15 protein-coding genes are annotated in these 21,288 nt (G+C 42.2%); 7 read left to right on the top strand and 8 right to left on the bottom strand.

The window, feature by feature from the left end; translation table 11 throughout:
- Positions 1–548: 548 nt before the first annotated feature.
- From JMX50_RS10795 to JMX50_RS10780, 4 genes are all read left to right on the top strand, one after another.
- Positions 549–2,312, top strand: coding sequence for an FAD-binding oxidoreductase (locus tag JMX50_RS10795; protein ID WP_201629517.1), 1,764 nt, complete (start codon positions 549–551; stop codon positions 2,310–2,312).
- A gap of 80 nt (positions 2,313–2,392) precedes the next feature.
- Positions 2,393–4,072, top strand: a complete 1,680-nt coding sequence (locus JMX50_RS10790; protein WP_201629516.1) for a glycerol-3-phosphate dehydrogenase/oxidase — start codon at positions 2,393–2,395, stop codon at positions 4,070–4,072.
- A 51-nt stretch (positions 4,073–4,123) separates the two neighbouring features.
- Positions 4,124–5,692, top strand: coding sequence for an FGGY-family carbohydrate kinase (locus JMX50_RS10785; RefSeq protein ID WP_201629515.1), 1,569 nt, complete (start codon positions 4,124–4,126; stop codon positions 5,690–5,692).
- Positions 5,693–5,763: 71 nt separating this feature from the next.
- Positions 5,764–6,261: a cupin domain-containing protein gene (locus JMX50_RS10780; protein ID WP_201629514.1), complete on the top strand. Its 498-nt coding sequence runs from the start codon at positions 5,764–5,766 to the stop codon at positions 6,259–6,261.
- A 35-nt stretch (positions 6,262–6,296) separates the two neighbouring features.
- Here JMX50_RS10780 and JMX50_RS10775 read toward each other — a convergent pair whose 3' ends face one another.
- From JMX50_RS10775 to JMX50_RS10765, 3 genes are all read right to left on the bottom strand, one after another.
- Complete coding sequence (locus JMX50_RS10775; RefSeq protein WP_201629513.1) at positions 6,297–7,454, bottom strand: MalY/PatB family protein; 1,158 nt, start codon at positions 7,452–7,454, stop codon at positions 6,297–6,299.
- Between the two features lie 348 nt (positions 7,455–7,802).
- Positions 7,803–9,590, bottom strand: coding sequence for an NACHT domain-containing protein (locus JMX50_RS10770; RefSeq protein ID WP_201629512.1), 1,788 nt, complete (start codon positions 9,588–9,590; stop codon positions 7,803–7,805).
- Positions 9,591–9,670: 80 nt separating this feature from the next.
- Positions 9,671–10,483 (bottom strand): crotonase/enoyl-CoA hydratase family protein, encoded by an 813-nt coding sequence (locus JMX50_RS10765; protein ID WP_201629511.1) that lies wholly within the window; start codon positions 10,481–10,483, stop codon positions 9,671–9,673.
- Positions 10,484–10,725: 242 nt separating this feature from the next.
- Here JMX50_RS10765 and rlmF point away from each other — a divergent pair, with 242 nt between their 5' ends.
- The gene (rlmF, locus tag JMX50_RS10760; RefSeq protein WP_201629510.1) at positions 10,726–11,778 is read left to right on the top strand and encodes a 23S rRNA (adenine(1618)-N(6))-methyltransferase RlmF; all 1,053 of its coding nucleotides are present in this window, start codon (positions 10,726–10,728) and stop codon (positions 11,776–11,778) included.
- A gap of 118 nt (positions 11,779–11,896) precedes the next feature.
- On the opposite strand, the gene JMX50_RS10755 is transcribed toward rlmF, so the two are convergent.
- The 5 genes from JMX50_RS10755 to dnaA all read right to left on the bottom strand — a co-directional run bounded on the left by JMX50_RS10755 (position 11,897) and on the right by dnaA (position 19,984).
- Complete coding sequence (locus JMX50_RS10755) at positions 11,897–12,505, bottom strand: manganese efflux pump MntP family protein (RefSeq protein WP_201629509.1); 609 nt, start codon at positions 12,503–12,505, stop codon at positions 11,897–11,899.
- A 140-nt stretch (positions 12,506–12,645) separates the two neighbouring features.
- Positions 12,646–15,231 carry a DNA topoisomerase (ATP-hydrolyzing) subunit B gene (gene gyrB, locus JMX50_RS10750; protein WP_201629566.1) on the bottom strand — a complete coding sequence of 862 codons (2,586 nt, stop codon included), beginning with the start codon at positions 15,229–15,231 and terminating at the stop codon, positions 12,646–12,648.
- A 608-nt stretch (positions 15,232–15,839) separates the two neighbouring features.
- Complete coding sequence (recF, locus tag JMX50_RS10745; protein WP_201629508.1) at positions 15,840–17,090, bottom strand: DNA replication/repair protein RecF; 1,251 nt, start codon at positions 17,088–17,090, stop codon at positions 15,840–15,842.
- Positions 17,091–17,171: 81 nt separating this feature from the next.
- Complete coding sequence (gene dnaN / locus JMX50_RS10740) at positions 17,172–18,347, bottom strand: DNA polymerase III subunit beta (RefSeq protein WP_201629507.1); 1,176 nt, start codon at positions 18,345–18,347, stop codon at positions 17,172–17,174.
- 191 nt (positions 18,348–18,538) lie between these two features.
- Positions 18,539–19,984: a chromosomal replication initiator protein DnaA gene (dnaA, locus tag JMX50_RS10735; RefSeq protein ID WP_201563823.1), complete on the bottom strand. Its 1,446-nt coding sequence runs from the start codon at positions 19,982–19,984 to the stop codon at positions 18,539–18,541.
- Between the two features lie 621 nt (positions 19,985–20,605).
- Between dnaA and rpmH the strand changes: the two genes are divergently transcribed.
- Together rpmH and rnpA are read left to right on the top strand one after the other, a co-directional pair.
- Complete coding sequence (rpmH, locus tag JMX50_RS10730; RefSeq protein WP_007394757.1) at positions 20,606–20,740, top strand: 50S ribosomal protein L34; 135 nt, start codon at positions 20,606–20,608, stop codon at positions 20,738–20,740.
- Between the two features lie 200 nt (positions 20,741–20,940).
- Positions 20,941–21,288 (top strand): ribonuclease P protein component (gene rnpA / locus JMX50_RS10725; protein WP_201629506.1); only part of this gene is annotated, 348 nt, incomplete at its 3' end.

Below are 21,288 nucleotides of genomic sequence, written 5' to 3'. Positions count from 1 at the left end.
AGTTTGCGCCCATTAATGGCTATTAGATGGTTAATTATTCACGTTTTTTGCGAGATATTGATAGTTATGAATATTTATTGCTAATGAATGCCGAATATTGAGGATTATTTGAATGTTACCAAGGCAAGAGTTAAAAGAGATAAGTAATAATTTCAAGAATAAATAACAGACTTAACGAGAGGTTTTTTAACCCATTGGAATGTAACAACTATACAAACAGTATGAATTTTTATTATACAAATGACGAGTCTGTATAAATTTTTCGTTTATATTGTGCTATGCTCGAAGGATAAGCAATTTGGCTTTAATACGATAGATTTAGCATGGTTAGCTCAAGCTAATTATTACTGTTAAGCTGTCGTTAAATTGCCCCTAATTATGAAAACCAGACCTAAATCTCACCCTAAATAAAAGTGATAGTCGGTTCATGATAATTTGGATACAGGGAATACGAGTGAAATGACTACAGGATAGTAGACTGCGCGCGCCTGACCCGTGTCCGATTTATATAGAGTTTGACTGTATAATAAATTGACAGGTATGTCCCTATGAGCAAAATAAAATCCCTTTTTGGTAAAAAATCCACCCCTACCGCAGAAACCATCAATGATGCTGACAGCCTCGTTTTAGATACCCCTGCAAAAGATAACATCCCTAGCAATGCATCCAATAGCATGTCCGGCAATACCCCTATTGAGCAGACGCGTTGGAACGGTTGGGGTAATGTCAGTATCAATAAAAAAGTCTCGCCGCATGGCGCAAAGCTGATCAAATCACATATTGGCAAAACAAAAAAGCTCTCCTCTGTTAGCTTACAACAGGTACTCAAAACCGTGCCAAAATCGCGCCTGCCTGCTGCGATGACTAAGCTTGCAACGGTATCTATCGATAAAGAAGTGAGACTCAGACACGCACGCGGGCAAAGTTTCCCAGATTGGATAGCCATGCACAGCGGCGCTTTTGAGGTGTTCCCTGACGGTGTTGCTTTTCCCGAATCGACCGCTGATGTCGAAAATTTATTAATGCTCGCCAGTGAGCATGACCTAATTGTCATTCCGTTTGGTGGCGGCACCTCAGTCGTTGGACATATCAATCCGCAAAAGGGCTCACGCCCGGTACTCACCATTGCCATGAGCAAGATGGATCAGCTTATCGACTTAGATACCGAGAGCCAAATTGCTACCTTTGGCGCGGGTACACAAGGGCCAGCGGTTGAAGCACAATTGGACGCACAGGGTTACCGCTTAGGGCATTATCCGCAGTCTTGGGAGCTATCAACGCTTGGCGGTTGGATTGCCGCGCGCTCTAGTGGTCAGCAGTCATTGGGCTACGGGCGTATCGAGCAGATGTTTGCGGGCGGTACGTTGGTCACCCCGCAAGGCGTACTTAATATCGCTGATATTCCGGCATCATCAGCAGGGCCAGATTTGCGCGAGATGATGATGGGTACCGAAGGTCGTGCTGGTATTTTTACCGAAGTCAAAATGCGTGTACAACCGCAGCCTGAGGAAGAGCTATTTAAAGTGGCTTTCCTACCCAATTGGGAAGCTGGTAAAGAAGTGCTTAGACAAGCTGTGCAAAAAAATATTCGCTTGTCTATGCTACGTTTAAGTAATGCTGTCGAAACTGATGCGCATCTACATTTAGGCACGTCACCGAGCCAGTTTTTAGCCATTAGCACTTATCTAAAAGCTCGCGGGCTGAGCTCAGATAAGGTTATGCTCACTTACGGCGTATCAGGCGATAAGGCGCAGAATAAATTGGCGCTAACGCAGTTTAATAAGCTGTTGAAGCAGCACGGTAGTGTCACTGGCAAAATCACCGATATCATGGGTAGCGTGTGGGCGCATGGACGCTTTAAATTTCCTTATTTGCGTGGCACTTTATGGGACAAAGGCATCATGGTCGATACCTTTGAAACGGCAACCAACTGGAACAACATCGACGAGCAAATGCAGCAGATGCAAGAAGCGGTGCAAAACGCTTTGGCAGATGAAGGCGAAAACGTAATGGCCTTTACTCATATCTCACACGTCTATAAGCAAGGCGCTAGTCTTTATACCACCTACTTCTTTCGCGCAGCTAAAGACCACGCCACAACCTTAAAACGCTGGCAAAAAATCAAAAAGGCAGCCAGTTTAAGTCTAGCGAATGGTACAGCGACGATATCGCATCAGCATGGCGTCGGTCGTGATCATGCGCCTTACCTAGCGGCTGAAAAGGGTAAGCTCGGCATTCAGGTGACTCATGATATGCTCAAAAGCCTAGACCCTGAACAGCGTATGAACCCGGGCGTTTTAATCGAAGATTAAAAGGTAGCCTTAGCGCCATTAATTGACTTACGCATTTTAAGTCATTGATTCATTTAAATGTCATGTGAGATAGACCGTTTATGAACCCTACTAAGCAACATCAGCAACGCCAGCAAGCACTAGCGCCTTTATCTCATCGCTCGTCTCAAGTAGAACCGTGGGATATGCTGATTATTGGTGGCGGCATTACGGGTGCTGGGATTGCTCGCGAAGCGGCACGGCGCGGCTTAGCAGTATTATTAATTGAGCAAAAAGACTTTGCTTGGGGCACGTCCAGCCGCTCTAGTAAAATGGTACATGGCGGATTGCGCTATATTGCCGCGGGTGATTATAAAACTACCTTGCTTAGCGTGCGTGAGCGTGAACGTATGCTCAGTGAAGCAAGTGGCCTTGTGAATGAGATGCACTATGTTATGCCGCATTATAAAGGCAAGTTTCCACCGCCATGGATATTCAATACCTTGCTACGAGTTTACGATAGGCTTGCGGGTAAGCGTTATTTTACCTACTTTAAAAGAGAAGCCTTTTTAAGCCTAAATCCGCATATCAAGCAAGATAAGTTTTTGGGAGCCAGTCAATTTAGCGATGCGGTGACCGATGACTCGCGGCTGGTGATGCGCGTACTTGATGAGGCAGTTAATGACGGCGCACAGGCGATTAATTACCTAAAAGCAGAATCGTTGATTACCAATGAACAAGGCTTGGTAGTGGGTGCAACACTCAAAGATACTTCTTCTGAAGACAATGCTCATAGTAATGCTCAAAGTTACGATGTTTACGCCAAAGTGGTGGTCAGTGCCACGGGCGCTTGGGCGGATACCTTACGTATGCAGGCCAGTAAGCAAACTGAGCAAAGCTTTCATAAGCAAATCCGTCCGTCACGCGGTAGCCACTTGGTCGTAAGCAAAGAGCGTTTGCCAATTAAACAAGCCTATACCTTTTTACATCCTGTCGATAAAAGAGCGGTATTTGTCTTCCCATGGGAAAATCGTACTGTCCTTGGCACCACCGATTTGGATCATCCACCCTTGGACGATAGTGAAGTTGGTATTACTAACGAAGAAGTCGATTATCTATTAACTGCGACTAACGATCTTTTTAGTGATGCCGACCTTAATCGAGAAGATGTCATCAGTACGTGGGCAGGCGTGCGACCGCTGATATCTGACGGCGGTGACGGTAAGCGCGTGAGCCCAAGTAAAGAAAAGCGCGACCATAGCGTGTGGTTGGATAATAATCTAGTAACCGTCAGCGGCGGCAAGCTAACGACCTTTCGTCTAATCGCCCTTGATGTGCTGAAGATTTGCCAACAGGTACTGGCATTTAATGAGGTTGACACCAAAAATCTTGGCTCATTTAACACTGAAGTCTTTAGTAATCAGCCGCCAACCAATCCCAAGTTTTCAACCCTAACGCCACCCTTGCAGCAACGCTTGCAAGGGTTTTACGGCTTACAGCTCGATACCTTACTTGAACTAGCGCATGACGAAGATTTGGCTTATGTCACCGACAGCAACACCATTTGGGCAGAGATTCGTTTTGCCGCGCGCCATGAGCAGGTCATTCATTTAGATGATTTATTACTGCGACGTACACGCTTGGGTTTAATCCTACCGCATGGCGCAATGACGCCGCTTATCAGCACAAGACTAAAGCAAATATGTCAGCAAGAGCTCGGCTGGGATGAGCAAAAATGGCAACAAGAAGTTGCTCGCTATCAGGACTTGTGGCAGCGCTACTACCATTTGCCTGCGGCTTGAGGTTTTCGACTTAAGGTTTTTATGATTATCCCCACATAGTTAAGGACGACTATGACTACTACCTTTGATGCACCTATTTATTTCTTAGCCATTGATAATGGTACGCAAAGTGTCAGAGCGCTTATCTTTGATCAGTTTGGCAATGAGATTGCCAAAGCCCGCGTCCCTATTGAACCCTATTTTTCTACTCAGCCCAATTTTGCCGAGCAGCACGCCGATTATTATTGGCAAAAGCTCAGTGAAGCTTGTCAGCAGTTGTGGCACACCAGCGCTATCACGCCCACGCAAATCGCAGGCGTCAGCCTCGCCACCCAGCGTTATACCATGATATGTCTGGATAAAGACAAGCAGCCACTGCGCCCTGCTATTGTATGGATGGATTTGCGTCGCGGCGAAAGCAACGATATTGGTTTTCTGAGCCCATTAACTAAAATTATCGGTATGGGCGAGCTGGTACAAGAGGCACAGCAAAAAGCCCGCTGTAATTGGCTTGCACACCATGAACCAGAGATGTGGGCAAAGACCGCTCATTACGTCAATCTATCTGCTTACCTGACATATCAGCTTACAGGAGAACTTGCCGACTCCACTGGTCACGCCCTAGGCTATTTGCCTTATGACTATAAAGCGCAAACATGGCTAAAATCCAAAGATTTAAAATGGCGTCTATTTAGCTGTCGACCTGAGCAAATGCCTAAGATTGTACCACCAGGTCAGCCACTTGGTCATATCAGCACCAAAGCAGCTAAAGCCACGGGGATTTTAGAAGGTACGCCGATGATTGCTGCTGCTAGTGATAAAGCTTGCGAAGCTTTGGGCTCTGCTGGTCTGGCAGCCGACACTGCTTGTTTAAGCTTTGGCACTACTGCGACTATTAACACCACCTCGAGCAATTACGTCGAAATCCTTAAGCATATGCCCGCCTACACTGCTGCCGCGCCAAACTACTACAATCATGAGTACATGATTTATCGCGGCTTTTGGATGGTTAGCTGGTTTAAAGAGCAGTTTGCCCACTATGAAGAGCAGCTAGCAAAGACCCAAGGCATCGATACCGAAAAACTCCTCGATCAGGCAGTCAAAGATATTCCGGCGGGTTGTATGGGGCTGATGATGCAGCCGTATTGGTCACCCGGCGTTCGTCATCCGGGACTTGAGGGCAAAGGCGCGCTCATTGGTTTTGGGGATGTGCATACGAGGGCGCACGTTTATCGCGCTATCTTGGAAGGACTGGCTTATGAGCTAAAACTGGGCTTTGATACCATTGAAAAGCGCACAGGCAAAACTATCAAGCACCTGCGTGTCTCTGGTGGCGGCTCCCAAAGTGACTCAGCGATGCAGCTTACTGCCGATATTTTTGGTATGCCTGCTTATCGCCCGCACACTTACGAGGCTTCAGGTTTAGGCGCTGCCATCAACTGCGCAGTCGGAATCGGCGTCTATCCCGATCATGCGGTTGCAAGTGAGGCAATGACCCATTTAGGCGATGAATTCTTACCTATTGAGGCCAATGTCCAACTCTACAAACGCCTTTATAATGAGGTTTATCTAAAAATGTATGAGCGCCTAAAACCTTTATATCAAAGCATACAAGATATTACTGGTTATCCTGCAAAGTGAATAAAGCCTCTAAGTTAACTTTATTACTTCTATAGACTCAAGCTTAAGATAATAATAACGAAGACTAAGCTATGACTACACCAAAGTCTGCACTCAAAAACACTCAGCATTACGTCCTAACCAAATCCAATATTGAAAACACCCCTACAACCAAACACGTCCATCAGTTTAACGACAATGCCATTCGCCATACGGTTTCATTAAGTGATATTGTCGGTCTTACCAAATTCGGTCTGCATCTCGTACGTGTTGAGTCGGGTGATGAAACCACGCAACACCACTATCATGAAAATTCAGACGAGTTCATTTATATGCTATCTGGCGAGCTTTCACTACATTATGGCGATGAAGTTTATCAACTACATGCAGGAGATTTTGTCGGTTTCCCCGCACACGGTGCAGCGCATTCTATGCGTAATAATAGTGATACGGACGCTACCTACTTAATGGGAGGCAACAGACCAGCGTTTGATATCTGTAATTATCCAGACATCAAACGCAGAATGTATACTATCCATGGCAAAAAGGAGTTTGTAGACTTAGAGAATTTAGGTCAAATAGAGCCTTGAGAACATTAAATCTCGTCTCGCTTTATAAAGCCTTATTAACCACTAAACGCCGCAGAAACTCGATTTAAACCCTCACGCAGTAGTGCCTCAGGACACGCCACATTCAGGCGCATTTTTAGATGTCCCTCAGTGCCGTATTTGATACCCGCATTGAGCTCGACTTTTGCTTCTCTTAACTTATCATAAAGCGCCTGATTGTCATCGCCATATGCCGAGCAATCTAACCATATCAAATACGAGGCTTCTGGGCGCATAATCTTAATATCGGGCAAATGCTGCTTTAAAAAGCTAATAGTTAAGTCAACATTGGCTTCGATATAATTAAGCGCCTGCTCCAACCACTCAACGCCCTCTTCATAAGCGCTACGAATGACCTCATAAGCAAATAAATTCAGCTCATACTCGTCATTTAACTGCTGCTGCTGACTGATTTTTTTTATTAACGCATCGTCTTTAGCAAAGATCATCGAGCCTTTAATACCTGCTACGTTAAAGGTTTTGGTCATTGAGGTCAGGCTGACGACTTTATGCTCGTAACCTTTTGCTAGGGTTAAAAGAGGTGTAAAAGTATAACCACTCAAGGTTAAATCTTGATGAATCTCATCACTGACAATCGCCACATCATGCTTTTTGCAAAGTGCCAGTAACGCTTCAAGCTCCTGCCTCGTCCACACGCGCCCGCCCGGATTGTGCGGATTGCATAATAAATATAGCTTAACCTTATGCTCGATTATCTTGGCTTCGATATCAGCCAAATCTAACTGATATTTACCGTCGAATTCTTTTAACGCTGACATCACAAGCGTGCGACCATTTTGCTCAACCTTAGTCATAAAAGGCGTATAAATGGGGTCATTAACCAGTACCGCATCGCCTACTTCAGTAAATACGTTCATCATCAGCGCTAAACTTGGCACAACACCGGGGGAAAACAAGATATTTTCTTTATTTAGCTGTAAATCATAACGACTGCCATGCCAGCCAATAATCGCCTCGTACAAAGCCTCAGTCGGCTTGGTATAGCCCAATATGCCATGCTGCGCGACTTGCTCAATCGCGTCTAAGATAGGCTGGGCGGCCTTAAAGTCCATGTCCGCCACCCACAGCGGGATGGTATCATCGCTATAATGCCATTTGACTGACCCCGTATCACGTCTATCTATTATTTCATCAAAATTGTATTGCACCATCATTCTCCTGAATTAGAAAAAATATTAGCTTAGAGTAGACGTGAATGTAGTCATCGCTAATTGCTTTATGACGTTTGCATAGATGTGCTATGAGATTAACGCTAGAAGATACTAGAAAGGTGGTTTAATGGTTTGATTAGAGTTGAGTGTATGAGTAGCCAATCCTGCCATCCGCTATTATCTGCTTATCTAGGCGTGGCGAGGCTATTTAAGTAGGATAGCCCTAAGAAACTCTTATTTAAGAGAGTTTCACTTGCAAGCCTAAAATTGCAGTGCAATTTTTTTACGGCTCTCATGTCAGGGCTAAAACTTGTCTTCGTAGCAACCCCTACAGAACAACTAAGGTTATATCTAATCAAAAATGAAATTTTCAATATCATCTAGAGAATCGTTTCTATTAGTCATAATTAAGCTCTTAATATATTCAATTAACTCAAAACTCCACTCTCCATAACGCGAACTACCCATACGACAAACTAAATTTTCCTCAAAATCGTTCAACTCTTCAAGCATTATAGCTTGCTTATCGTTTAAGACTAATTCAAAAAAATCTGTTTCTTCATAAGTAAAATCATGAGAGTGATATTTGTTATTCAAATAAATAATTTGACTGTGACAATCATATTTTTTGATTAAATAGTAGAGAAAATTAGAGTTTTCATTGTGTGTGAACCCTATTTCCTTTTTTCCTCTATCTTTGATCTCTTCAATTCGATTAAAGAACACTGATATTAACGTTATTTTGCGCTTTATAGTTGTAATATCCACCGGCTTTAATTCTAAAATTTTGTTAATCTTTGGAAGTATCCACTTGTCTTCTATTATGCTTTTATTCATAGAAAACGCCATATCAACAACATTATCTGAATAGTATCGTCCACATACACGTTCAAAAACTTGTTCTTTAACTGCATGATTTACTATGTAATATGCAGTAAAATATTCTTGAAATGAACGATGGGTAAAGCAATAATTTAAGCCGTCTCTCATTAATAAAGGCACATTATTTAATAGCTCTAACTTTAGATCCTTGTCGATAACCTCAGATTTTGAATGTACTAAGCATTTTTTCAAAAATGTGTGGATTTCATCTTCTGTCATCTCAAACATCTGTTTACTGTATGTAAATAAACTAAACAGAGCGAATATATCTCTTAACTCATACATATCTAGATTGGTTGAACTTTTTCTTAGAAAGCCCTGTTTTGATACGTCATGCTTATTAAATAGTGCATGATAAGCAAGATCATAAAATATATAGACTCTGTCAGGTATATCGCCAAACTGCTCATATGTCACTAACATAATTGTGAGCAACAAAGGATTACTAGAAAAACCTTCATGCTTACTAAAAAGTGTAGTCTCTAAAGCTAATATAAACCTCGCTCTTACCTCGCTATCGTAATCTAATTTCTTTATTACATCTATTGCTTGAGATAGGATCAGAGGTTGAATATGAGCGACGTTATATAGCGACCAATCAGAGAATAGATTATATTCTGGTCTTGATGAAACTAGGATGATAAGGTTTGGATACTTATCTGCTAAGTTATTAATCTCTCTCGTGAACCTATCTTTTAGATCATGGTTCACTTCGTCAAAACCATCTAGAAATACTATTGTCCCTTCTCTATCAAGTAAGTAGTTCAAATTATCTTTATTAAATTTTTCGTTATATATCGCTATATCTGTCCTGAGTGTTTCGAAAATAGAATCATTAGTCTCATTTACTTTTCTAAGTTCTAGGAATATAGGAAGTAGATTACTCTTATCTCTTATTACACTTATAAACATACTCTTCAAAAGACAGGATTTTCCTGAACCTGCTGTAGCACTAACTACCATTTTTTTATTTTGTAAGAGTAATTTAAAAAAACTTTCCTGTGAGCACAGTTTGTTTCCTAAGGAAATGAATTGCGGGACATAAATTTCGTCAAGTTCAACTACTTGTGAGGAAAAGAAAGCCATTTTGACTTTAGAAAGACTGCTTCGCTTAGCTTCTAAGTAGTCACTCAAAGCAAAGTTGTATTTGGTAGCAAACTTTTGATAGTCCTTACCAATAAAGCTAGTGACAAATTGACTAACCTCTACAAAGACATCTCTAATTTCTTTGACACTTCCTGTAGCTTCCATACCCATATTCATCGACCTATTTTAACTTTAACTAATTACCAAAATCTGTTTGTTCTTCTTAATATTTAATCTTATAAAACCTCACTTTAACGCCCCTTAAAATCAGCCTCCCTTCTCTCTACCATCGCCATCGCACCCTCTTTCGCATCTTCTGAATGAAATAAATGCGGCAAATAGCTATGAATATTAGCCAATGCGGCGGCAGTTCCACTACGACTGGCATCTTGCGCTGAAGACAGTAATCCTTGCACGCCAAGTGGGGCGGCTTTACAAATCTCTTGCGCAATAGTTAGCGCGCGCTCATATTCCTCGCCATTTTCAACTACTTCACTGACCAAATTTAGTCTATCAGCAATTTGCGCGTCAAAGGCTTTACCAGTCAGCAAATACGGCATGGCTTTTTGCCAACCTGCTGCCTGTATGAAACGTACCGTTGCACCGCCAAATGGCATGATACCGCGCTGCACCTCCATTTGTGCAAAGTTGCAGTTATCACTTGCGATGACCACATCACTATTCAGCATTAATTCAATGCCAGCGGTAAAGCACGTTCCTTGTACCGCAACGACGACTGGTTTGCTGCGTAATTTACCACCGATACCCCATGGGTCAATCTCATTATCATTATCATTAAACTCAAACGCGCCTTTATCCCATTTATCTTGTAGCTCCATTAAATCAAGCCCTGCGGTAAAGTGCTCTCCATGGGCAAATATTAAGGCACAGCGTAAGTTATCGTCATTTTCATAACGCGTCAGCGCTTCGGATAACTGCTTAATCATATGACTATCAAAGGCGTTGCGTTTATCGGCACGATTGAGCCCGATCAGGCAGATATAGCCGTCGGTTTCGTAGGTGATGCGGTTATCGATGCTGTGATTATTACTTTCCGTTGTCATATTTTTATCCTTTTAAATTATTATTGTCATCTGCTGCGCTTATAAAATAGCCGCTTTATGTTCATTTGGCTTAGTTTCAATATAGACACCCCTATGCTATAACGCAAGGACAGATATAAGCGCACAGGCAGATTGCTATTTTTTATTCGCTATAGGTAATTCGGTCGCAATGGATAAACAGATAGAGGGACGCGAAATCTGCTAAACTGGGTGATTATATTCAAACATTGCAGTCCGAAACTATGACCAGTAAGCCCATCACCAATACATCAAACGTCCGTAGAGCAAGTGCTAATAATCATCGCAACCGCTCACCTGAGACCGCCAAAAAACTCGGCAAGCTACATCCGCGCAATCCGCACCAAGGTCGCTATGACTTTGCGCTATTGACCCGTGCCCTGCCCGAATTGGCTAAGCACACCATCACCAACCCGAATGGCGAGCCGACCATTAACTTCTCTGATAGTGAAGCGGTACGCGTCCTGAATCAGGCGTTACTCGCTCATTATTATGGTGTTAAATTTTGGGATATTCCAGAAGGCTATCTCTGCCCGCCGATACCGGGTCGCGCAGATTACATCCATTATATTGCCGATTTACTCGCGCAAACCACGCACGTTAATGACGACAATACACCGCCGACTGGTAAAGAAATTCACGCCCTTGATATTGGTACCGGTGCCAGTGCCATTTATCCAATTATCGGTAGCCAGAGCTATGGCTGGCGTTTTACCGCGAGTGATATCGACCCTATTTCGGTCAATACCGCCGCGCTTATTTGCGAGTCTAACCCGAAGCTAAAAAGCGCCGTTAAAGTAAAACTGCAACCTGAGCCTAAATTTATCTTTAAAAACATCATCGGTCGTCAAGATTACTTTGATGTGGTTATTTGCAACCCTCCGTTTCATGCGTCATTAGAAGAAGCGATGCAAGCGAATACTCGCAAGCAGCATAATTTGCAACGACATCGCGGTAAGAATGAAAACGAGCAAATCAGCCGCCATTCAACCAAGGCTGGTAACGCTGCGCAAAATCTAAACTTTGGCGGTCAGCATAAAGAGCTGTGGAGTGAGGGCGGCGAGATTGCCTTTTTGACCAAAATGATGAAAGAAAGCCAAGATTTTGCCGAGCACGTTGGCTGGTTTACCAGTTTAGTGTCAAAGTCAGAGAACGTGAAACCATTACAACTATTATTAAAGCAGCTTGATGTCGCGCAAATGCGTATCATCGAGATGAGCCAAGGGCAAAAGAATACCCGTGTTTTAGCGTGGCGCTTTAATACTGACGACGCGTAATTAATAAAAAATAACTGTCTGAAAAACATCTATTTAAAGTTTCACGTGAAACAAAAAAACACCGCTTTGGTTATCAAGGCGGTGTTTTTTTATAGCGTAAAAGGTAAAGGTTAATAAGTTAGCTAAAGAACATCACCCTTAAGCCAATAAGTATAAGCACTAATCCACCTAGCGCTTCCGCCTTATCTTCAAGATACGTCCCTGATTTCTTACCCAAATACACACCAAAAACGCTAAAAATAGCAGTGATAATAGCGATGATTAAACAAGCCAACCACGCATTAAGCGCCAACAAATTCAGCGTAAAGCCAGCTGCCATGGCATCAATACTGGTGGCAATCGCAAGGGTAAACATGGTGCGATGATTGATATTTTTCTTTAGGCTGTCATTTACAGACACTGCCTCACTATTTATATGCAGCGCTTTATCTACCGCCTCTTCTCCATCTCCTAAAAACACTTCATAAAGCATTTTGCTACCAAGACCGATAAGAATAAATCCACCAATCCAAGGTGCAGCAGCAGCCAACCAGCCTAATAAAGCTGCGCCCAATAAATAACCAATCAGTGGCATCACGCCCTGCGCAATACCAAAATACAAACCCGCATAAATCGCCAAACGCAGCACATAATGACGATGCTGTTTTTGTGATTTCGCCCCTAGCCCAATCGCAACAGCAAACGCATCCATCGCAAGAGCAATGGCAAGTAATATAACTTCAATCATTTTATTATTCGCTTCTTTTTGCTTATTGTCATAAGTTTCACGTGAAACAACTCTAACATTAAAAAACCACCGCCTTGATTGCCAAGGCGGTGGTTTTTATTAATCAATTAATAGTCATTAAGCAACTTTTTATAGCCTATTTAGATATCTAAATTAGATACTGTCAACGCATTCTCTTCAATAAAAATACGACGTGGCTCGACATGATCACCCATCAGACAGGTAAACATATGGTCAGCAGCAATCGCATCTTCAATCGTAACGCGTAACATACGACGGTTTTCAGGATCCATCGTGGTATCCCACAGCTGATCAGCATTCATCTCACCCAGCCCTTTATAGCGCTGAATCGCAAGACCACGACGCGCATCAAGCATCATCTGTTGCCAGAGATAATCAAAGTCACGTACTGGGATGTCTTTAGTGGTACCTGCGGTGGCTTCACGGCGGATAAAGGCATCTTCTGCAAGTAACGTATTCCACTCAGCTGATAAGCGTAGCAGCTTGGTATACTCGCCTGAATTGATAAAGCTGGCATCGAGCAGATAATGATGCGCCAATTGATGCACATAAACGGTGATACGTGGCAACCATTGGGCTTTAGCAGGCTGTGCTTCACCGTCACTATCTAACGTAGCGCCCGCTTCAGGCTCGATGACAGGTTTCATACCCAATAAATCAGCAGCAGCGGCATCCATGTTTTTTGGTTGCGGCGCATGGATATTGACCAGTTCAATCTCAGGATTTAAATCACTGCCGAAGTGCTCAAGCTGCGTCTGTAAAGACGCCTTCCACGCTTCCATCGCCGACTTATCATAGGTCATATCGGTGCTAAGCTTTGGCGTATGAGTCAACGCATCCAATAACACCGCAGGATAACGAATCTGTAAACGCGCTTTGATAAGCTGGGTTTGGTTATAGTCGTTTAACAACGTCTCTAACGCATGACCAGTAATAGCAGGCGCATCGGCACTGATATGCAGTCTGGTATTATCAATCGTTGATGATAATAAATACGCTTTTAAGGCTTCATCGTCTTTTAGATACAGCTCTTGACGACCTTTTTTCACCTTGTAAAGTGGTGGCTGAGCGATATAAATATAACCACGCTCAATCAACTCAGGCGTTTGACGGAAGAAGAAGGTTAACAGCAACGTACGAATGTGTGATCCATCAACGTCCGCATCGGTCATGATGATAATTTTATGATAGCGTACTTTGTCAGGATTATATTCATCCGGACCAATGCCGCAACCAAGCGCGGTAATCAAGTTACCAACTTCCGCAGAAGACAGCATTTTGTCAAAACGAGCGCGCTCAACGTTAAGAATCTTACCTTTTAGTGGCAAAATTGCTTGGGTCTTACGGCTACGACCTTGCTTTGCTGAACCACCTGCAGAGTCCCCTTCCACAATATAAAGCTCTGACAATGCGGGATCTTTTTCTTGGCAATCTGCCAATTTACCCGGTAAACCTGCGATATCTAAGGTGGTTTTACGACGGGTCATTTCACGGGCTTTACGCGCCGCATCACGGGCACGGGCGGCATCGATAATCTTACTGGCGATTGCTTTACCAGTACTTGGATTTTCTAATAAATAATCGTTAAACTTATCGTGCATCGCTGATTCAACAGCGGATTTTACTTCGCTTGAAACCAGCTTATCTTTGGTCTGACTTGAAAACTTAGGATCAGGCACTTTCACAGAAACAATCGCCGTCAAACCTTCACGCGCATCATCACCAGTGGCAACGACTTTTTCTTTTTTAAATAAGTTTTCACGGTCCATATAGCTATTTAGACCACGCGTCAATGCTGAGCGGAAACCAGATAAATGCGTGCCACCATCGCGCTGCGGGATGTTATTGGTAAAACACAATACTTTTTCGTTATAAGTATCCGTCCACTGTAGCGCCACTTCGACACTGATGCCATCATCTTGCTCACTGACAAAATGAAAGACATCATTGATGCCATCTTTACCGGCATTGATGTAGCTGACAAATTCTGACAAACCGCCTTTATGTTCGAACTCATGACGCTTATCGATACGCTCATCGGTTAAGACAATGCGCACACCTGAGTTTAAGAAAGACAGCTCACGTAAGCGTTTGGCTAAAATATCGTACTCAAAGATAGTGCCGGTAAAGACATCATTACTTGGGTAAAAACGAATCTGGGTACCGGTTTTATCCGTCGCTTCCATCTGCTGGATATCGCCGTCTGGTACACCATCGGTATAAGTTTGATGATAATGATAACCTTCACGCCAGATATTCATCTCAAGCGTTTTAGATAAGGCGTTAACAACAGAAACACCGACGCCATGTAGGCCGCCTGATACTTTATAGCTGTTGTCATCGAATTTACCACCGGCGTGCAGTACGGTCATAATAACCTGTGCTGCCGACACCCCTTCTTCTGGATGGATATCCACAGGGACACCGCGACCGTTATCCATGACACTAACAGACTCATCTTCATGAATAATGATGTCAATTTGGTCACAATGACCGGCCAACGCCTCATCAATCGAGTTATCCACCACCTCAAAGACCATGTGGTGCAAGCCGGTACCATCGTCGGTATCACCGATATACATACCAGGACGTACGCGCACCGCTTCTAACCCGCGCAATACACGAATATCTTTGGAGCTATAATCAGAGGGTAATCCTTCAGGGGCGGCAGCGGGGGCAATAGTATCTAGAGCGTTGTCTGGCATCATTTGCTCGTGGTCGGTAGGTAATGAATCACTCATGTGCATTCCTTAATCTAGCCATCATCAGCTATTTGTCATCAGCTCACCACGACGGCGATACTGAATGACGTTATCTTAGAGTTAACGTTTAGGGTTAAAATATTTAGTTATAGTATTCGCTAAAACGTTATCAGGTATCCTTTAAAGGCTTATAAAACCGTGTTAAAAAAGCAGCTCTAAACATAGCCTGTTTTTCAATCACCGTTTTTCATATTCGCTTCTACTTTTTTTACCCATCATTAAAGTAGAGTAAAATTAAGCGTATAATTATCAAACACTTAGATTCTTATAAGTGTTGAGAAGTCTTTAAAAAATACTGATAAAAATTTGTAAGATAACTTGCTGAGAATAGGACAAAAATAAAGCTCTATTTTAGCATTTTTTCGGCGCTAAGTCACTGTTTACTGACAGTTTTATCGATATTGAGCAAGTATTTTGGGATGGTCATTACTTTGCTAAAAATATAAGCAATATAATGATAATTGAGGGGGAATATAAGTAACATGCGCTAAGAGTTAGGCGCAAATTCAGCTGATATTGGTCATTAAAAACGACTTTTTATCAATTGTTGTTTATAAAATTGTCAAACTTCCTTGTTTCACATGAAACATCTTAGGTTCTGACCAATACTCATGCACCAACGGTAAAATATCTTCGGTTAAGCTGGTCATAAATACCTGACATGGCAGCTGCGCTAACGTCGACAATAAAATATCTATCGCCCTATCATCTAGTTCTGCTGTGATATCGTCTAGCAGCACCACTGGCGTGGCTCTCGACTTGGTATGGCTGTTGAGCACGGTATCACTATTACCGTCTTTTCCTATAGCAAGCGGGGGCTTTTCATCATTAAGCAATAACGGCAATTGTGATAAACGTAAGGCGGTGATTAACAGCTTTTTCTCACCGCGAGACAATACATTGGCCGCTTGTTCTTTTAAAATTGGTAGTTTGGTATTGAGGTCTGTGTTTGCGGTGGGATTTGAATTAGCGTCCTTTTTATCGTCACTGGTCGTTTCTGATATATCACTAGAGCGCCAATGCACATGAATATCAGCACGGTGGTTACCGATACGGGTATAACCCAGTTGTAAATCTTGTTCTAAGCGCTCGTTAAGCTGCACCTCAAGCGCCACACTGGTGTCATAGCCGGCATTATAGCTCAGACTTAATTGCTCAGCGTAGGCAGGCAATAATTGCGCGATACTCTCAGCAAAATAAGGCTGCCATTCTGTAAAGATACGCTCACGATAATGATGAATAAGCGCAGCATGATTACTAAGCCCTTTATCCCATGATTTTAGCTCAGCAAGCTGTACTTGGGTTAAATGGCGATTCTTTTTTAGTAAACTATTGCGCTGTTTTAGCAGGCGTTGGTAAGCCACCCATTGGGGATGAAACCCTTGTTTCATGTGAAACACTAGCCAATCTAAGAGCTGCCGGCGACTGGCACTACCCTGCTCCAACATATCCATCGTCGAGGGATCTATCAGTAGCGTGGGTAGCTGTTCGGTTAAGATACTTTGGTTATAAACTGTGGTTTGATTCAGACGTAGAACCGTTGTCGCATCGGCTTGCTTTTGGATAGCTAAGGTACTGCTATCATTGAGCCTAGCATGCACTGTTGCTGCATTTTGATGGTGTTGGATATAGCGTTTAGGCTGATGATGACGAAAACTTTTACCTCTTGAGAGCAAAAATATCGCTTCAAGTAAAGAGGTTTTACCACTACCATTTGCGCCAATAATGACGTTACAGGCAGCGGACTGCAGACTCACTTGGGTTAGATTACGCAGGTGTGAGATTTGTAGACGTTCAATCATAACAGTGACAGCCGCCTATATTACCACCTACTAATTAGTAGGCAAAAGTTTATTAAAAAATAATTTTATAATAAAATCGCACTATATACGCATTGGCATAATGACGTACTGGTGGAACTCATCGTTGAGCTGATTAACCAGTACCGAGGCATTTGATTGGCTCATATGCATTTGCAAATCACCTTGAATCACACCTAAGACATCTTGCAGATACGCAGCATTAAAAGATAGCTCCATCGGCTCGCCTTGATACTTCGCTTGTATCATCTCGACTGCTTCATCTTGTTCAGCGTTATTGGCGCGTACTTCTACCATACCATCGCTAGCAAAGTTGAATACTACGCCGCGAGACTTTTCATTACTCAAAATCGCTACACGGCGCAGCACATCGGTCATTTTTTCTTGATTAAACAACGCCAATTTATCGGTATTACTTGGCATAACGCGGCGATAATCCGGGAATTTGCCATCGATAAGACGCGCGGTAAAGGTCACCATTAAGTTATCACTCACCTGCCCTGTACTATCGACATCACCAAATGGCAAGCTTACTTGCAAGAACTCACGACCGAAGCTTAGTGTGACTGCATTGTCTTTATCACCCAGCATCTTGCCAAGCTCAGAAGCCAAGCGCTCAAGCTCAATCACAGCTTTACGCGGTAAAATCGCCTGCATATTCAAATCAGCACTAACGTCAATAACGCTACGAGCTAACGCCAATCTATGGCCGTCGGTTGCAACCGTAGTCAGCTGCTGCTGTGAAACATCAAACAACATACCCGTTAGATAGTAACGAACATCTTGAATCGCCATTGCAAATTGGGTTTTATGAATCAAATCCGTCAAACGGCTACGGCTAATGGTTAAAGGTGTGATATTTTCAGGATTACCAAGACTTGGATAGTCTTCGCTAGGTAATGTCCCTAAAGTGAAACGACTTTTGCCACTGGTCAACAAGCAACGCTCGTTTTCTTGCGTGGTAAGATTGACTTGCGCTTGCGACGGCAGTGATTTGCAAATATCTTTAAGCTTAGTCGCAGGTAACGTCGTTGTACCGGATTCAATACAAGCACCGGCAGGCAATTTCAACTTCGATGTCAGCTCTACTTCTAAATCAGATGCGGTCAAAATCAGCGCTGATTCAGACAACTGTAGCTTAATATTACCCAGGATAACCATATTATGGCGCTTATCAGCAGCCTTGGCGATCAAGTTAATAGCTTTTAGTAACGACTCTCGATTAATCGATAATTGCATGCTTAGTTACTCTTGTTTATTAGTTGCTCTTATTAAAAGGATTTTTTATATGGTTTTAATTTATATAATTTTAAAATAATGGCTTAATAATACCCTGTCTACTAACGATAATCCATACAGCTTGTGTCTACTGCTACTCAAAGTATTATAAACCATATCTGCTTACGACAACATTGCGATACCACAAGCCGCTAACCCGCTTGCAGCATCAAAGCCAAGGTTTTGTAATCCTTATCAAACGCCGGATCGGCAGCGCGTAGCTCATTTACTTTATCACAAGCATGCATCACGGTCGTATGGTCACGGCCGCCAAATGACTGTCCAATCTCAGGAAAGCTCTCACTCGTTAGCTCACGTGACAATGCCATCGCAATTTGACGCGGCCTTGCGATACTGCGCGTACGTTTGCGTCCCATCATATCTTTGATTGTAATATCATAATATTCAGCAACCACTTTACGAATATTGTCCATATTTACGGCTTGCACGCGCATCGCAACGATATCTTTTAGCGCGTATTGCACCATCTCAAGCGTAATGGGCGCGCCCGTAAGGTTTGCATTGGCAAATACCTGATTGAGCGCACCTTCTAAACGCCTGACGTTAGAAACCACATTTTGAGCGATAAATAAGGCACATTCTTTAGGGAGACTCATTCCGTACGATGCGGCTTTTCTCTGTAAGATTTGTACACGTGTATCAATCTCAGGAGGATCAACCGCAACCGTCAAACCCCACGAAAAACGCGACCTAAAACGTTCATCAAACTCTGTCATCTGTGATGGATGGCGATCTGATGCCAAAATCAATTGCTTATCACCACTGGTAAAATCTGCAAATAAAGTTAAAAACTCATTACTACTTTTTGTCTTTCCTGCTAATACGTGAATATCATCTACAATTAATAAATCTACTTTTTTTATTTTCTTTTTAAAATCTTCTATTTTATTATTTCTTAATGAATAAACTAATTGATTAATAAATTTTTCAGAAGTGAAATAATAAAAACTTAGATTATTTTTTAAATAGCGATGTGCTACAGAATGCATTAAATGCGTTTTTCCCAAACCAGAAGGTCCGTATATAAATAAAGGATTGTGCCGATTTTTTGATTGGCGTTTTCCAAGCTCATAACAGGCCTTGTAAGCCAGGTTATTGGACTTACCAGTGACAAAGGTTTCAAAGGTGAAGTCAGGATTTAGATAGCTCAATGATTTGGCATCGGCAGACTCGATCAGTTCTGCATGACGCATATTGGCATCAATATCTGCTCTAGCAATATTATTATGCGTGGTTTGAAAACTGTGATCTGCCGGGGGAGGGGAGGGCTTATCGTCTTCAAACAATGAGCCTGACTGTGATTGATGGCTGTCATCCATGTCACGACCCGCATTATCAACACGAACAATCACCTCTTCGATACTACCTTGGCTATGTTTAGCGACTAGCTGTTGGATATCTTGCAGATGATTCTTTTTAATGTAGGTTACAAAGTAATCATTAGGAGCAAGAATAATCAAGCTATTGGCTTCTTGATGCGCCGATAATGGTCTTAACCACATCGTAAAGACGTTGTCTTTAACGTGATAACGTAAGTCATTTAGGCATTTATCCCAAATAGTTGCTGTATCAATCATGAAAAGTACTAACCCCATAGTCCAAAATAATTGGTCAAAAGAACAACTCTTTTATTGTTAAAATTACTGAATCTTTACCTATAGAGTGAATCGTTTCTTACCTAAGAGACTCTATGGTGAGATTACTTAAAACCATACATCAGCTAGGGGCTAATCTAACACAAACGGCCTGTGGATAACACCTTGTTTTTTGTGGATAAGGCTGTGGATAGTTTTGTGGATAAGTAAACAACACGAGTTATCCATATTTCACCCACAGGTTATCCACAACCTTACCCATAGTCTAATATTTTGATATTAAAGGAAAAAAATGAGTTAGCCACAGATAATACGGCTCCCAATAACAACAATACTTATATATATTAATAGTTAATTATTATAGAGACTGATAAAAATTGTGGATAACTTTTAAAATTCAATTATCAAAATAGATATTTTCAGTAGGTAGATTGGTATTAGAAATCAGTGTTTTTTAACAATGAATCATTGAAAAGACTATTTTCTCTGTTATAAAACTTATCTGTATAAACACAGACTTAATTAGTTTATTGACCAAGATACTATGCGGTGGTATAATCCTCCGTTATTACGAATTTAGTCCATTATTTTGATAGGTGAGTTATGAAACGTACATTCCAACCAAGCGTGATCAAGCGTAAACGTACTCACGGTTTCCGTGCTCGTATGGCAACTAAAAAAGGCCGTCAGGTCTTAGCTCGTCGCCGCGCTAAAGGACGTCATCGCCTTACTGTATAATCAGTAGATTGCGATAAGCATGGCTCATAGTGCTTGTTGTGTTTCTATTATTTATAGATTGCGATCGTCAATCATCACAACTGACACTTAGCCATATATTAAAAGCGCCCACATCGGCGCTTTTTTTGTCTCTATACTTTATGATTATTTCTACGCTACTATTTCTGCTATTGTTATCAGCTCTTATACTAGGTTGTACTATGTCTAATACTGTTTCAGCGCCACCTAATGCTCGCTTCACCAAAGCGCAGCGCTTACTCACGCCTGCAGCCTTTCGTGAGGTGTTTGATGCACCTGAGCGTAAGCTTCATCAGAGCCATCTAATGGCGTTTGTGCGTACCAATACCCATGAGCAGCCTCGAGTCGGTATGGCCATTACTAAACGTAAAGTGCCTACTGCTGTTGCGCGAAATTTAATTAAACGTCAAGTACGTGAACAGTTTCGCGTAAAAGCTAGTAACTTAGAAAATAAAGATATTGTTTTTATTGTTAAACAATCTATAAAAGGTTTAAGTAATAAAGAATTGATTAATGAGATTAATAATATA

The organism is Psychrobacter maritimus (assembly GCF_904846345.1).
Classification (GTDB): domain Bacteria; phylum Pseudomonadota; class Gammaproteobacteria; order Pseudomonadales; family Moraxellaceae; genus Psychrobacter; species Psychrobacter maritimus.
Note: the sequence above shows the minus strand (reverse complement) of the source record. Positions and strands in the feature narration are given on the sequence as shown.

What these genes read in the sequence shown, in the direction of transcription:
- JMX50_RS10795 (WP_201629517.1), top strand. Translation starts at nt 549, where the DNA reads ATGAGCAAAATAAAATCCCTTTTTGGTAAAAAATCCACCCCTACCGCA.
- JMX50_RS10790 (WP_201629516.1), top strand. Translation starts at nt 2,393, where the DNA reads ATGAACCCTACTAAGCAACATCAGCAACGCCAGCAAGCACTAGCGCCT.
- JMX50_RS10785 (WP_201629515.1), top strand. Translation starts at nt 4,124, where the DNA reads ATGACTACTACCTTTGATGCACCTATTTATTTCTTAGCCATTGATAAT.
- JMX50_RS10780 (WP_201629514.1), top strand. Translation starts at nt 5,764, where the DNA reads ATGACTACACCAAAGTCTGCACTCAAAAACACTCAGCATTACGTCCTA.
- JMX50_RS10775 (WP_201629513.1), bottom strand. Translation starts at nt 7,454, where the DNA reads ATGATGGTGCAATACAATTTTGATGAAATAATAGATAGACGTGATACG.
- JMX50_RS10770 (WP_201629512.1), bottom strand. Translation starts at nt 9,590, where the DNA reads ATGGGTATGGAAGCTACAGGAAGTGTCAAAGAAATTAGAGATGTCTTT.
- JMX50_RS10765 (WP_201629511.1), bottom strand. Translation starts at nt 10,483, where the DNA reads ATGACAACGGAAAGTAATAATCACAGCATCGATAACCGCATCACCTAC.
- rlmF (WP_201629510.1), top strand. Translation starts at nt 10,726, where the DNA reads ATGACCAGTAAGCCCATCACCAATACATCAAACGTCCGTAGAGCAAGT.
- JMX50_RS10755 (WP_201629509.1), bottom strand. Translation starts at nt 12,505, where the DNA reads ATGATTGAAGTTATATTACTTGCCATTGCTCTTGCGATGGATGCGTTT.
- gyrB (WP_201629566.1), bottom strand. Translation starts at nt 15,231, where the DNA reads ATGCCAGACAACGCTCTAGATACTATTGCCCCCGCTGCCGCCCCTGAA.
- recF (WP_201629508.1), bottom strand. Translation starts at nt 17,090, where the DNA reads ATGATTGAACGTCTACAAATCTCACACCTGCGTAATCTAACCCAAGTG.
- dnaN (WP_201629507.1), bottom strand. Translation starts at nt 18,347, where the DNA reads ATGCAATTATCGATTAATCGAGAGTCGTTACTAAAAGCTATTAACTTG.
- dnaA (WP_201563823.1), bottom strand. Translation starts at nt 19,984, where the DNA reads ATGATTGATACAGCAACTATTTGGGATAAATGCCTAAATGACTTACGT.
- rpmH (WP_007394757.1), top strand. Translation starts at nt 20,606, where the DNA reads ATGAAACGTACATTCCAACCAAGCGTGATCAAGCGTAAACGTACTCAC.